The sequence below is a fragment of the Photobacterium galatheae genome, from assembly GCF_000695255.1.
GTDB lineage: Bacteria > Pseudomonadota > Gammaproteobacteria > Enterobacterales > Vibrionaceae > Photobacterium > Photobacterium galatheae.
On record NZ_JMIB01000031.1, the window covers coordinates 60,528 to 74,637 of the forward strand.

General features: G+C 45.0%; 11 protein-coding genes. 4 read left to right on the forward strand and 7 right to left on the reverse strand.

The features are described 5' to 3' along the window. Both EA58_RS15885 and EA58_RS15890 read right to left on the reverse strand, forming a co-directional pair. Positions 1-1,380 (reverse strand): cytochrome ubiquinol oxidase subunit I, encoded by a 1,380-nt coding sequence (locus tag EA58_RS15885; protein ID WP_051642151.1) that lies wholly within the window; start codon positions 1,378-1,380, stop codon positions 1-3. A gap of 86 nt (positions 1,381-1,466) precedes the next feature. Then, positions 1,467-3,791 carry an FdhF/YdeP family oxidoreductase gene (locus EA58_RS15890; protein WP_036755010.1) on the reverse strand — a complete coding sequence of 775 codons (2,325 nt, stop codon included), beginning with the start codon at positions 3,789-3,791 and terminating at the stop codon, positions 1,467-1,469. A 591-nt stretch (positions 3,792-4,382) separates the two neighbouring features. Here EA58_RS15890 and EA58_RS15895 point away from each other — a divergent pair. The 4 genes from EA58_RS15895 (at position 4,383) to fdhD (ending at position 7,995) form a co-directional block, all read left to right on the forward strand. Then, a complete protein-coding gene (locus EA58_RS15895) occupies positions 4,383-5,282 on the forward strand; it encodes a bestrophin family protein (protein WP_036754959.1) in 900 nt (299 codons plus the stop codon). A 175-nt stretch (positions 5,283-5,457) separates the two neighbouring features. Then, positions 5,458-6,048, forward strand: a complete 591-nt coding sequence (gene mobA / locus EA58_RS15900) for a molybdenum cofactor guanylyltransferase MobA (protein ID WP_051642152.1) — start codon at positions 5,458-5,460, stop codon at positions 6,046-6,048. Between the two features lie 105 nt (positions 6,049-6,153). Further along, on the forward strand, positions 6,154-7,050 hold the full coding sequence (locus tag EA58_RS15905) for a LysR family transcriptional regulator (protein WP_036754961.1): 897 nt from the start codon (positions 6,154-6,156) through the stop codon (positions 7,048-7,050). A gap of 108 nt (positions 7,051-7,158) precedes the next feature. Continuing rightward, positions 7,159-7,995, forward strand: a complete 837-nt coding sequence (gene fdhD / locus EA58_RS15910) for a formate dehydrogenase accessory sulfurtransferase FdhD (protein ID WP_036754964.1) — start codon at positions 7,159-7,161, stop codon at positions 7,993-7,995. Here fdhD and EA58_RS21605 read toward each other — a convergent pair. The 5 genes from EA58_RS21605 to EA58_RS15930 form a co-directional block, all read right to left on the reverse strand. Continuing rightward, positions 7,946-8,353 (reverse strand): hypothetical protein, encoded by a 408-nt coding sequence (locus EA58_RS21605; RefSeq protein ID WP_152548079.1) that lies wholly within the window; start codon positions 8,351-8,353, stop codon positions 7,946-7,948. The two genes, fdhD and EA58_RS21605, sit on opposite strands and share 50 nt — an antisense overlap. A 525-nt stretch (positions 8,354-8,878) precedes the next feature. Next, positions 8,879-9,925: a class II aldolase/adducin head domain-containing protein gene (locus tag EA58_RS15915; RefSeq protein WP_036754967.1), complete on the reverse strand. Its 1,047-nt coding sequence runs from the start codon at positions 9,923-9,925 to the stop codon at positions 8,879-8,881. Positions 9,926-9,933: 8 nt separating this feature from the next. Continuing rightward, positions 9,934-10,557, reverse strand: coding sequence for a hypothetical protein (locus tag EA58_RS15920; protein ID WP_152548080.1), 624 nt, complete (start codon positions 10,555-10,557; stop codon positions 9,934-9,936). Between the two features lie 109 nt (positions 10,558-10,666). After that, a complete protein-coding gene (locus tag EA58_RS15925) occupies positions 10,667-11,908 on the reverse strand; it encodes an MFS transporter (protein WP_036754974.1) in 1,242 nt (413 codons plus the stop codon). A gap of 7 nt (positions 11,909-11,915) precedes the next feature. Continuing rightward, entirely contained in the window at positions 11,916-13,496 is a 1,581-nt protein-coding gene (locus EA58_RS15930) for a radical SAM protein (protein ID WP_036754977.1), read from the reverse strand. Positions 13,497-14,110 lie beyond the last annotated feature (614 nt).

The following is a 14,110-nucleotide window of genomic DNA, read 5'->3' on the forward strand; positions in this document are numbered from 1 at the left end:
TTATTCTGTGACCGACTGAGGTTTCAGCGATGGCAGCCCTTCTTGAGGCTGAAGCCCGTATAAGCCTTTCGGACCTTTGTTGACAAGTCGCATCATGTAGCCAATCCCGACGGTGAATACTGAAAAGTACACCACCACAAACACAGCCAGCGAGATGGTCATCTGAACCACGTCATGATTCGAGACCGCGTCATGCGTCCGCATCATGCCGTATACAACCCAGGGCTGACGGCCAACTTCAGTGGTGAACCACCCGGCCAGCAGCGCAATCAGCCCTGATGGCCCCATCAGCAGCATGAAACGCAGGAAAGTTTTGTTCTGATACAGCGTACCTTTGCGACGCAGAACCAGGGCCACCAGACTGGAAAGCAACATCAGCATGCCCAGACCCGCCATGATGCGAAAGCTCCAGAAGACAAGCGTTGAATTCGGACGGTCTTCTTTCGGAAAACTTTTCAGTGCCGGGATCTGCCTGTCCAGACTGTGGGTCAGAATCAGGCTGCCTAAATAGGGAATTTCCAGGCTGTATCGGGTCTTTTCCGCATCCATATCCGGAATGCCGAACAGGATCAGCGGTGTGGCCTCACCCGGTTTGTTGTCCCAGTGACCTTCAATCGCAGCGATTTTGGCGGGCTGGTGTTCCAGTGTATTCAACCCGTGGGCATCGCCGACAAACGCCTGAATCGGGGCAACCAGCAAAATCATCCACATCGCCATCGACAGCATTTTCCGGATTTCAGCGGTATTGCGTCCGCGCAGTAAGTGCCATGCTGCGGATGCTGCCACAAAAAAGGCAGTCGACAGGAAAGCAGCCAGCGCCATGTGCACCAGCCGGTAAGGGAAAGACGGGTTAAATACGATTTTGAACCAGTCGAGCGGCACAATGCGGCCGTCCACAATTTCAATGCCCTGCGGCGTCTGCATCCAGCTGTTCGAAGACAGAATCCAGAAGGTCGAAATCAGCGTCCCGATCGCCACCATCACCGTTGCAAAAAAGTGCATCCGGCGGCTGACACGTTCCCAGCCGAACAGCATCACACCCAGGAAACCGGCTTCAAGGAAGAAAGCCGTCAGCACTTCATAGGTCAGCAACGGTCCGGTCACACTGCCGGCAAAGTCGGAAAAACGCGCCCAGTTGGTGCCAAACTCATAAGACATTACCAGCCCGGACACCACGCCCATGCCAAAGTTGACGGCAAAGATTTTCGACCAGAAGTAATACAGGTTCTTATAAACTTGGTTTCCGGTTTTCAACCAGCGCCATTCAAGCACAGCCAGATAGCTGGCTAAGCCGATGGTGATGGCCGGAAAGATAATATGAAAGGAGACCGTAAACGCGAACTGAATCCGCGCCAGATCCAATGCTTCTAAATGAAACATACAACTATCCTTTTCGATAACGACTTATCTGATCAGGGCAGCCGTTGTCGGCTGCCGTTTGAAACGTCAGTCAGTAAAAATTGAGGTTATACAGCTGATGACGGAATTCGGTTGTCTGCCTGTGATTTCTCCAGTCGGATCGCCACAAATTTCGATGTCGGCGTAAAAGTCCGGTCGCCGTAACTTTCCAGCGGCACCAGCGGGTTGGTTTCCGGGTAATAAGCGGCTGCCTGACCGGACGGAATGTCGTAGGCCACCAGCATAAACCCGGAGACCCGGCGCGCTTTGCCGTCTTCCCACAAAGAAACCAGATCCACTTTTTCGCCCGGTTCGAACCCGAGGCGGCGAATATCCGCTTCATTGGCAAATACCACCTCCCGGATACCGAAGACACCCCGATAACGGTCATCCAGCCCATAGAGGGTGGTGTTGTACTGATCATGCGAGCGCATGGTTTGCAGGATCAGGTCCGGCTTCTCGCCACGCGCCAGCACGGTTTCATTCACCAACTGCTGCGGCAGTTCACACGGCGTGAACTGCGCCTTCCCGCTTGGGGTATGCCATTGGCGCTGGGCGGCCGAGTTCCCCAGATGGAAACCACCCGGATGTTTCAGCTTCTCATTGAAGTGCTCAAAGCCCGGGATCGTATCGGCAATCAGGTCGCGAATCCGGCTGTAATCTGCCACGACCCAATCCCAGTCCACCGGGTGATCGCCCAGCGTCGCTTTCGCCATCCCTGCAATAATGGCTGGCTCAGAACGCAACTGAGGGGAGCGGGGTTTCAGCTGACCATAAGAAATATGAACCATGCTGAAGGTGTCTTCCACGGTAACCCCCTGAGGCCCTTCCGCCTGTTGATCCACTTCAGTCCGGCCCAGACACGGCAGGATCAGCGCTTCCCGACCGGTCACCAGATGGCCCCGGTTGAGCTTGGTTGAGATTTGCACGGTCAGGTCACAGTTTCGCAGCGCAGCATGGGTACGCGGGGTATCCGGAGTTGCCTGTGCAAAGTTACCGCCCAGACCGACAAAAACTTTGGCACGCTTTTCTTCCATCGCCTGAATCGCCAGTACCGCGTTATGCCCATGCATCCGGGGCACCCGGAATCTGAATCTGTCTTCCAGTGCGTTCAGCAGTGCTTCCGGCGGCTGTTCATCAATCCCCATAGTGCGGTCACCCTGCACATTACTGTGCCCGCGCACCGGAGACAGCCCTGCTCCCGGTTTCCCGACATTTCCGCGCAGTAATTGCAGATTGACGACCTCCTGAATGGTCGGCACCGAGTGGCGGTGCTGCGTCAGGCCCATCGCCCAGCACATCACCACTCTTTCGGCACGGCGGTACATTCGGGCTGCCATTTCAATTTCTGCCAGCGTCAGGCCCGATTGTTCGACAATATGATCCCAGCTGGTGGCATCGACTTCGGCCAGATACTGATCCAGTCCTGTGGTATGACGTTCAATGAATTCATGGTCGAACACGGCCGGTTCGCCTTTTGCCTGTGCTTCACGCTCCCAGTGCAGCAAAAACTTCGCCATGCCGCGCATCGCAGCCATGTCGCCGCCGAGTGCCGGACGGAAATAAGCGGTATTGGTCGGTTCCGAGCCATTACTCAGCATTTCAAACGGGTGCTGCGGGTGCTGAAAACGTTCCAGACCGCGCTCTTTCAGCGGGTTAAAGCAGACCACCTGCGCGCCGCGCTTCACTGCTTCACGCAATGGCTCCAGCATCCGCGGATGATTGGTGCCCGGATTCTGACCGATCACGAAGATAGCATCGGCCAGTTCCAGATCCTCAAACACTACGGTGCCTTTGCCGACGCCAATGGTGTCGGACATCCCTATCCCGCTGGCCTCATGACACATATTCGAGCAATCCGGAAAATTATTGGTACCGAAAGCACGGACAAACAGCTGATACAGATAAGCGGCTTCGTTGCTGGCACGGCCTGAAGTGTAGAACTCCGCCTGATCCGGCGATTCAAGGTTGTTCAGGTGACGGGCAATCAGCGCAAATGCATCTTGCCAGCTGATGGGTTCATAATGGTCACTTTCAGCGTTGTAACGCATCGGGTGAGACAGACGACCCTGATATTCCAGCCAGTAATCACTTTGTTTCAGCAGTTCAGAGACGCTGTATTGCGCAAAGAAATTCGGATCAACCAGACGCCCGCTGGCTTCCCAGTTCACCGCTTTGGCACCGTTTTCACAGAACTTCACGAGTCCGTCTTCCGGTGATTCACCCCAGGCACACCCCGGGCAGTCAAAGCCGCCGTTCTGGTTGGTTTTCAGCATGGCCCTGAGATTTCGAAACGCATTCTCACTGCCCAGCCAGCTTTTGGTGACACTTTTTAACGCCCCCCAGCCAGCAGCCGGACCCTTGTAATCCCTGATATTTTCTTTATGGTTCATCAAAGTATGCCTCAGATTAGGATCACTGAAATGCCAGTCGTCACGAATGCGTGCATGTTGGTCACGGCGCATCATCAGAGATTCAGCGTTCTCTGATATAAACTGACATCCGTTTCATTGTTTGCAGATGAATTTCATGCGGAACCCAGAATAAGGTCTGCATCTAAAATGATCTGAATCAAAGATTATGACGATTCAAGGGAGGCGTCTAATTGATATGATTGAAGAGGTCATCAATGCGGTCTATCAAGAAGATTAAATATCAAAAAATACTTTAATCTCAGCCCGTTAAGATATATAAAAACACACATCACGCAAGCATGAAATAATTTCAAATCACCACCATGATTCCTCTGAAAATATTTCCCTCTGCAATCTCCCGCCTTCATCAATACGATTTATCACCTGGTAGAAATAATCAATTTGACCGTCAAAATTGAGCTGAATAGGCTTTAATGAACAGCCCACTGAAATATGATTCATCACAAAACACTGCCAAATCTTCAACAATATCTCATAGATAAAAACGCTATTTCTGTGCAAACAGGAACTAATTGAAAACAAGCTTTCCCAAAAGAGTTCAGGTAGACCATGATCGTCCATCCCAAACCGAAATTGTCGGATATCCTTTTTTCATTAAAAGGGTCCATCGCCAAACGCATTGCGCTCCGCAGCCTGATGGTCACGGCGCTGGCATCACTGATTGTCTTGATCGAGGTGCTTTACCCGGCGTTATTTTCCCGCGTCAACGCAACACCTTTTACATTATTAGGGATTTCTCTGTCCATATTCATGAGTTTCCGGAATAACGCCTGTTATGGTCGCTGGTGGGAAGGCCGTCAGGCCTGGGGCAAAGTCATGATTGAAATGCGTTCATTTGCCCGGGCCAGCATCGCTATCACAGAGCCGGCGAAACGCGAAGCCATGCTCAGAGAACTGTGCGGTTATGCCCATGCGCTGAATGCCCGACTGCGCGGTGAAAATGAACAGCATGCCGCGAGCCCCTGGGTATCGAACATCCCGGGTATTTACGGCCAGAACATCAGTGACGGCATTCTGAGAAATATCAGCCGGCAATGTTCCGAGCTGGCGGAATCCAATGCCATCAGTGACTGGCGTTACATCACGCTGGAAAAATGCCTGTATGGTCTGTCTGAGGCACAGGCAACCTGCGAGCGGATCAAGGGTACGCCCCTGCCGTTTCCCTATACGCTGTTACTGCACCGGACCATTTATATTTTTTGCCTCCTGCTGCCCTTCGCGATGGCTGAGCCTCTGGGCTGGCTGGCACCGGTATTCACAACAATTGTCAGTTATACCTTCTTCGGACTGGATGCCATCGGTGACGAGCTGGAAGACCCCTTTGGCCGGGATGAAAATGATCTGCCGACCGATGCTTTTGTCCGCACCATTGAACGCGACCTGCTGGATGCGCTGGGACACACGGATTTGCCAGCGCCATTAGCGCCAGTGGATTATGTACTGAACTGAGCAGCGGCAGGTGAACCGCACAGCCCCTATCAACTGCGACTGACGATCCAGATCAATCAACAAATCACCCAAGCTGTGATAAACCTTATCTATCAGTCCATTGACGCCGTCTATTGGACGATGAAGCATAAACGTTATATTTTTGAGCGTGATCATTCAACAGGTTGTAAACGATATGAATCAGAATCCGATTTCCTTTTCTGTGCTCCTCCTTGCCGGCGGACAAGGCTCACGCATGGGGGGCAAAGACAAAGGACTGGTTCCGTTTCGTGGCCGGCCACTGATTGCCAGCCTGTATGACGTCGTCAGACCGCTGACGGATGACTTGCTGATTTCCTGCAACCGGAACACGCAAACCTACGCGGCCTACTGCGATCGGACGCTGTCCGACGACGTTGAAGGATTTCCAGGCCCGCTGGCCGGTATCCTGAAGGGTCTGGCGGAAGCCAGATATGACTGGCTGCTGTTGTTTCCCTGCGATGCGCCCCTGCTGAACCAAACCCTGATTGATCAGATGCTGACCGCGGCATCCACCCAAACGCCCCGTCCGGCGATGGTCCGTCAGGGCCAGCAGTGGCAGCCCATGTTCAGCTTGATCCCCAAGGCTTTGCTGCCTGAGTTACAAGCCGCATGGCAGTCGGGTGAACGCAGCCTGATGACGATTCTGAAACAGCATGATGTGATTGCCATCGATTGTGATGAGAACGATCCACGGCTTCAGAACGTCAATACGCCGCAACAATTACTCAATTTGCACCATGATTAGTACATATCCCCGAACGTTCTGAAGCTTCAGCCAATGCTGATGCATCTTCAGGAATGCCGGGGTAAATGCATTTTCCCCAATAAAAACAAACCCTCAGGGTAAAACATGGATATCAAACAACTGAAGTACCTGATCGCGCTGGATCAAACCCGGCATTTCGGTCAGGCGGCAGCCCTCTGCCACATTACTCAGCCCACCCTCTCGATGCGGATCCGTAATCTGGAGGACGAGCTGGATCTGGTGCTGATCACCCGCGGACAGCGATTCGAAGGCTTTACCGAAGAAGGCGAACGCATCCTGGCCTGGGCACGAACCCTGCTCGCCGCCCATGACGGTTTGCAGGCCGAAGCGGCCAGTTGCCGCGGACAGCTGGTCGGTAGCCTGCGTCTTGGGATGGTCCCACTGGCAAGCCTCAACCCCATGCAACTGCTCGAACCTTTATCTAAACGCTACCCCGAGTTGAATTTCCAACTCAGTTCTCTCACCTCAGAACAGGTCATTGATCAACTTAACCGCAACCAGCTCGATCTGGGCTTTTGCTATCTCGATCAGGTCGACACTCAGTTTTTCGATGTCATCCGGCTCACCGCCACCAGCATGGGCCTGCTACATGACATCCGTCACTTTCAATTCGACGACGCAGCTCTCAGCTGGGAAGCCGTTGCCCGGCAACCACTGGGGTTGCTCACCAAAGGCATGCACTACCGCCAGTCGATTGATCTCAGCTTCCGCAGTCACGACATCGACCCGCACACCATACTGGAAAGCGATTCGACCTTTCAGCTGATTCAGGCCGTGAACGCAGGCATTTGCTGTGCCATCATGCCTCTGAGAAGCGGGATTGAGGCGATGAATGAACACCTGAACATCGTGCCCATCACCGATGCCGTCATTCACTCGCCGCTCGGACTGGTCATGCGCCGCAGCGAGCCCCGTTCAGCACTGGCCGAAAAATGTTTTACGGAAGCAAAAGAAATTTTGCAAACCAGTCAAACACCATAGAGCCGCCTTATCAGGCCATCAAAACAAGCCATTGGACAACAGACAGGCAGTTGCGTAGCCTGTCTGTATTCTTCATCAACCCCTGAGTTTCCGGTAGCAGGCAGTATCATGAGTGACCCTGAAAAAAATGCGTGTGATATGTCAGATGTAAACGCAGCCCCGCCTTCTCCTGACGCATTCACTTATGTTGAACTGCTTGATGATACTCAGGCAAGCGTTACAAACAGTGCGCGCTTAGCCAGCGAAACAGCGCTGTCGATCAGCTATAACGGCATCAGTCAGGCCGTCATGATGGTTACCCCGGGCAATCTTGAAGATTTCGTCAAAGGATTCAGCCTGAGCAACGACATTGTCAGCTCAGTCGGAGAAATTTACGACATCACCCTGACAACCGGATGTGATTCACATCATGCGGAAGTGGAAATTTCCAACCGGGCTTTCTGGTCGCTGAAAAATCACCGTCGTCAGTTAGCAGGTACCAGCGGTTGCGGAATATGTGGTGTGGAAGCGATTGAACAGGCCCTGCCGCCCTTAACACCGCTCACGCCGGTGCCGCCCCCCAAAGCCAGCCTGCTGCACAATCTGCGGACGCGTATCAGTGAAGCGCAGGAAGTGGCCCGCAGCAGCGGCGCGCTGCACGCGGCGTTATATGTCGATGCCGCAGGCAACATCCAGCTCTGCCGGGAAGACATCGGCCGTCATAATGCACTGGACAAACTGATCGGTGCCATGGCTGCTGCCCGCATCAACCCGGAATCCGGCTTCGCCGTCATCACCAGCCGGTGCAGCCTGGAACTCATCCAGAAGGCTGTCCGCGCCAGAATCGGCACACTTGTCAGCCTCTCCGCCCCTACGGCAATGACCGTCCGCTGGGCGCGTCACAACAACCTGAATCTCATCCATTTACCGCACCGGAGCGCACCGAGGTTGTATAGCGGGGGGTAATTGATTCATTCCAGCGTTGAGGCGGACATGCTTTCTGTACATGGTCTGGATGATCAGCCACAAACTGTCTGGCGGCAGATAAACTTTCCGGCAAGGCGGGAGCACCATGACTGCCGCTACCGACGTATCGAAAGCCACTTTCCCATAAATAGCGAACCGCTCGCCATTGCTTATTTGACTGACGATTAGGACTGCGAAAATTACGCCCCATAAACGCAAGCGCATGACCGCAGTTTGGACAAACATGATTCCTTTCAGACACTGATAACCAGGCACTGTAATCATTCGAACTGATCCGTGCGGCTCTTTGAAAGGTGACCTGACATTCAAAGCAGGCAAATGGATACAGTGGCTGCATCTGTTATCTCTTTCTTTTGTCGTCAAAAGCGGAATAAAATGATAAGGACAGACGCCTTTAGAAGAAAAAACACCTCTATCATTTTCATCAATTCCAGATCAAACTCTCACATCGTCAGAATACTCAACACGTGCTTCCTTCCGATGTTTCCGCTCGCCTAAAAGTCACACCAGAGGCATAAACTCTAATTTGTAAGTCAAATATTATGCCAATTGGTATTCTAAATGAGCTTCCGCCAGTGATTCATTGGACTCTGTAAGGCGCAAAATCAGTTTTCGTTTAGGATGGTCATTCCGATATTTTGTATTTTTCCTAATAGCAGGCAATAGAAATATAGCACCAGATATAATCAAGTGAACATAAATAGAACTCCGTAAATGAACACATTTCAATAACCAATATTCATTGCCTGACAGATTCAAATACACCGTAACCTTGCTTAGGAACTAAATATTCAGAATCCAATCTAAATTTAACACTATAGTCTAATCTTACTTGTTTGATTGTAATGTGATCCCTGTCTAGCTAGACTACAAGAGGTAACTCTAGAACAGATATTGCCTCTACAATTGCTTGTGCAGAAGTACAATCTGAATGGTTAAATCCGATAAACACCTCTCCATGCTCTTCCATGATGATAAGATTGGATTCATTGTCACTAATAGATTCGACTATTTTATACCCAAGCTCTACAGTTCCATATTCAATTGGCTCAATTCTGGGAAACATAGTTGCATTAGGGTTTCTTGTAAATCTACGACTGTCATGTGTATGAATTAACTCAACAGCATTAGAGTTTTGATATACAATCATAGCCTCAACAGAATCAGATGATGGAACAAACGCACCCGAATAATGAAGTAAATTATCTCGTTGGCAATAACTATGGATGACTGAGACCCTGTCTAAAGAAAGATTCTTATCTTTTCGCGTTTTTGTAGCCGTGATATAAACAACCCCTTCAAACTTTATAGAAAAATATCCATCAGTATAAGACCTGTGAAACATATTATATGAATCATATAATTCAGCTGCTCTATAAAAAAACTTCTTTACTTCATCAGGTAAGGTGTCAGCAACCGATTCAGATGAAATGCAAACTGGCGTATATTTGACTCTAATCGTGTCACATATTATATTATCCACCAACTTAAGCGGCGAGACAGTGAAATGGCCCTGATAATAGGTGTCAGGTCGCATAATATTAAAGCAGTCTAAGCTAGCTTCTCGTATTACTTTCTCTTTCTCAATTAGATCTTGATAGCAAGCAGCATGACTTTCATCCTCATAAGAAAAGGCTACAGAAATCGATTTATACGCTGTAGGCAAAGTGAACAAAATACTAGAAATGATATCTTGGCTGAAAGAACTCTTTAGTCTAAATATAAAATGCACTATCTCTGTATTAATGGAAACATTATCAATATCATTTACGCTATCCAATATCAATAAAGTAATATCATATTTATCAGCAACATTTTTAGCGCCAGATAAAAGAAACTCATCTCGAAACTCATCAACAAGACAAACGGTTACTGTGCTTCCAGAGATCGGCTTACTAAAATCATGCATACAAACTCCTAAAAAAATATTTGTGAAATAATAGAGCCAGGGAAAGCTTTACTATAATCAGGGGAACTATGGTGTGTAATTTTCAAACCGTTTTTAATAGCTAAAAATTGAATCAACTCGAACGAATGAAAGTTTTCTCTAGATATGTAATTTATAATGTCATTATTAACACGTATACTGACTTTTAAGTTTGCTGTATGTGAATAGGGATCAAACACGGGTTGCTCACTTGGCCAACTGCAAGAAACATCATCGTTACCCAAAGACGTAGTTCTTGTCACTATCGATAAATTCTGAAACCCCTGGTAAATTGTATCCATTGAGTGAGACTCAATAAAAAGTGATGCACCTTTATTAGCAGCTGATTTGCACTGCAAAATTAACTCATTGAACTCGAGTATATTCAAATACCCACACGAATAACGAAGTAAAAAGAAAGCATCAAAATTACTAAAATTCTGGGGTACTTGGAAGAATGGTAGAGTGCCAATAATATAAGAGTTATCATCATAGTTTCCAGCATCTATAGCACTGCGTTTCATATCTAATGAACTATCAACAGCAACACAATCAAAACCCATTTTTCTAAGCTCGAGACCATGCATTCCCTGACCAGAAAATAACTCTACCATCCTCTTACAATTACTCGACGTAGTTTTAATTAACGTTTCAGCTTGCAAACGAAAATCCCTATCGTTTGAAATTGCATTGTACAGATCGGCATTCTGTAAATATAATGAATTAATATTTTTCATTAACAATAGACTCTAAGTTTTGGTTATTTTTTTTCCTGAATATAGGTAATAAAAACAATGGGAACAATGCTACAATTCCCATTATCATTAACGTAGGAGTTGCTGAATATGATTCATAAATAATAGTAATAACAAATGCTCCCATACTGGAAAGCAATCTTTCAAAACTTGATAGTACAGATAACCCAAACACTCTATTTGAATCACTAAAAAAAGAATTATTCAATTCACTAAGTGAACCATACTCCAAATCACCAAATATGAACATACAAAAAGTAAATAAAACCAAAAGAAATGTACTATCGACAAATATACCCATCAACAAAAAACTAATAGAAAACAACGCTCTGAGATAAAATATTCTTTTTGTTAAATCTGGAATTATACTTACTGAAATGTTTATTATGTAAATCAAGGATAGACCACTAACCAAATATGATAACCCATACACCACCGTATTATTTACTAACCCTTCCCCAAACTCTAAATTAATGTAAATTTCAAATATCGGCATCCATATCACTGCATAACCACTGTATACAAAACCTAAAACGGCATTAAAAAACAATATAAATATAAAGTTTTTATCAAACAGAAAACCCATGTATTCACTTTTAGAATGTTTTACTTCATCTTCTTTATTTTCCGAATAATAATCAATAATTAAAAATGAAAGAAGCGCATAAAACAATAGAAATGCAAACATAATATAAAACACTGTATCAAATCCATACTTAGTGGTTATAACAGCGCTTATTACCATACCAAAAAATGTTGCCAAATTTGATACAACTCTTGCATTACTAAAAACTTTAGACTGATTTATCTGTAACTTTAACTTATTACTGCTATTTACAACCCAGCCCTGCAAAACCCCTGAAAAATTAGAAATCCCAATCCCCCATAAAATGAATGCAATTATCATTATTTCAAATCGATCACTAAATTTAAACAGAATGGAAGATAAAGACTCAATCAATATACCTAAAATAAATACAATTTTTTTATTAATTTTATCAGCAAGAATACCTAAAGGTACATCACTGCAAAATACAGTAATTGACATGATTGTATAACCCATGCCAATTTGCACAATACTAAACCCTTCTCCAAGCAGGAAAAGAGTCAGTATAGGAAATTTCATAGTCACAACGAAGCGATAAAGTCCTATAAGAGTGTAGTATTTAATTTTGATATTATTTGAATTTATTGTCCCCAAAACATTCATTTTTCACCTACAATTTCTTAAATCTTTGGATGACTTCGTTTATGGGCGGGATAGCGATATCAAATCCATGATCACCTAACTGAATTGGCTCACAATCGACGTCAGAGATGGTCTCACTTTTTGTACAACACTCAGAAAGATGCATAGGAAGGACTTTACAGTTAAATGAATAAACCATCTTGAACAAATCAATTTGGTTATTTCGAATAGAACCCTCACTTAAAAATAAATTTCCTTTCTCAAATTGTTCAAGGAAATAGGATGCACAAAAAACACTAAACTTATCGATGTTCGCGAACCAAACCTCTACCTTTTTCTTATCTTCATCCTTTAGTTTTTGATACGTAAGGTTTAGTTCAGTACTTTTTTTTTCATTTTCATAAGCCAATGTTCTGAACAGTTCTATCAGAGGTTCTAGGTTGTTGTCGAAAGCAAATTTAGGTGACGTATGAGCCTGCATATACATTGTCCAGTTTGTATATGTCTTGTCTGAGAATTTATATTTTTCTAATCCTTTATTACCCCAACTATGCTCTGCATTCACAAGAAACGTCTGAATTCTCAAAGATGCTGCAAATTTATGCTTAAGAAGCTTAGCAATAGTATCCACGTTATGCCTAATAGACACCGTCGTTGAATTTCTATTGAATGGTATCATGCTTAAGAAAACACCAATGTTTAAATCTAGAAGTTTTGTAACACAGCGTGAAATTTCTAATGGTTTTATGTCTTTCTTTAATGCTATAAGATCTTCTTCAAAGAAAGACTCAGCACCTAGATATACATTATACAAACCACTGTCTTTCAGTAAATCAAACTGATTAAATTTAATTAACGTGTCGGCTCTTGAGTAGATCATGTATTTAATATCAGGAAATCGTTTACTTATTGTTTTCAATAATTCAATTTTCTCCCTATGATGTCGTTTAGATGGCCCCAAAAACTCTAAATCAAAAAACAAAAACTTCCTAATACCGTCATTATAATAAGTGTCAATATCATGAACTATTTGGTCATTATTTCTAACCATCCATTTCTTTTCATACACATTAGAGTTATTTACAAAGCAAAAATCACAATTAAAAAGACAACCCCTGGTCGTCTCAATCGCCGCAACAAACAGTCTTTTTTTATCTTCATTTACAATTGAAGATTTATAATAAGGTGAAGAAATACTACAGGTTTCATAGCTATATTTCTTTTCTGTTTTAAATGTCAAACCTAAAATCTTAACTAACGATTTTTCATCATGAATAACCGTAATGACATTTTCGCTTCCAATGCCACTAAACTTAGTATCTATTGTTGATACTTGTCCATAGACAATAACTGTTGAATCCTTTCTTTTCCTTAATATATTTTGAACTAACCTCATCCCATAATGCGGAGCCGCTCCCTTTTCTCTGATAGCTACAATATAAAAGTCACTATCACAAGATAAATAATCACTTTCTTCATGCTCAGGATTAAGTACAAAGTCGACAACATTAAAAGATATATTTTCTTTTATGTTCCTTTCAAGAAAGCCCAATAAGTAGGATATAATTGGATCTTCATACGTGGCAATACAATTATATTTATCTGCCATTGGTGGTCTGATTATCGTTATATTCAAGAGCGGCTCCATTTAAAATTTAACCCTCTGACGATTGAAATGAAATGAAGCTCAGACGTGCATCATCCATTACAGCAGCAGGAGTTAATTCTTCGTTGAAAAAATCATTCATCACATCATCAATATCCATAACCTATTCCTTTAATGGTAAATTACTCAATAGATACAGCTTATCAATCAGCTGCCTTTATCACACTACTTTAGACATCATCATATTCATAGCATTACAACTTTATTTTTTGATAAATTGAGACTCAGATCTGCCGAACAATTATTATGGATATAGTCAATAAAGGACAAAAAAATGATTTCCCGTCCAGTTTAGACTGTCTCAGCATAAGGGAAGTGGACAATACCACTACTTTCCCAATTTAATTACAGTCTAAAACGAATATAGACAAGATTAAGATTAAAGAGACAGACACCTTAATACCTTAATAAGAAAAAAAACACCTCTATCATTTTCAGACCGAACTCTCGCCTTCATCACTTATTCCTTTCCCCAAAAAACAAACTGAAATACTGTTCATTCATCCAGCAATCATTCATTCAAGAACCATGACAACAGCACGAAGCCAACTCATTAG

Coding starts and splice junctions, on each gene's coding strand:
- EA58_RS21605 (WP_152548079.1), bottom strand. CDS start 8,353: ATGCAGCCACTGTATCCATTTGCCTGCTTTGAATGTCAGGTCACCTTT.
- EA58_RS15920 (WP_152548080.1), bottom strand. CDS start 10,557: ATGGTAGAGTTATTTTCTGGTCAGGGAATGCATGGTCTCGAGCTTAGA.
- EA58_RS15890 (WP_036755010.1), bottom strand. CDS start 3,791: ATGAACCATAAAGAAAATATCAGGGATTACAAGGGTCCGGCTGCTGGC.
- EA58_RS15915 (WP_036754967.1), bottom strand. CDS start 9,925: ATGCATGATTTTAGTAAGCCGATCTCTGGAAGCACAGTAACCGTTTGT.
- EA58_RS15925 (WP_036754974.1), bottom strand. CDS start 11,908: ATGAATGTTTTGGGGACAATAAATTCAAATAATATCAAAATTAAATAC.
- EA58_RS15905 (WP_036754961.1), top strand. CDS start 6,154: ATGGATATCAAACAACTGAAGTACCTGATCGCGCTGGATCAAACCCGG.
- mobA (WP_051642152.1), top strand. CDS start 5,458: ATGAATCAGAATCCGATTTCCTTTTCTGTGCTCCTCCTTGCCGGCGGA.
- fdhD (WP_036754964.1), top strand. CDS start 7,159: ATGAGTGACCCTGAAAAAAATGCGTGTGATATGTCAGATGTAAACGCA.
- EA58_RS15885 (WP_051642151.1), bottom strand. CDS start 1,380: ATGTTTCATTTAGAAGCATTGGATCTGGCGCGGATTCAGTTCGCGTTT.
- EA58_RS15930 (WP_036754977.1), bottom strand. CDS start 13,496: ATGGCAGATAAATATAATTGTATTGCCACGTATGAAGATCCAATTATA.
- EA58_RS15895 (WP_036754959.1), top strand. CDS start 4,383: ATGATCGTCCATCCCAAACCGAAATTGTCGGATATCCTTTTTTCATTA.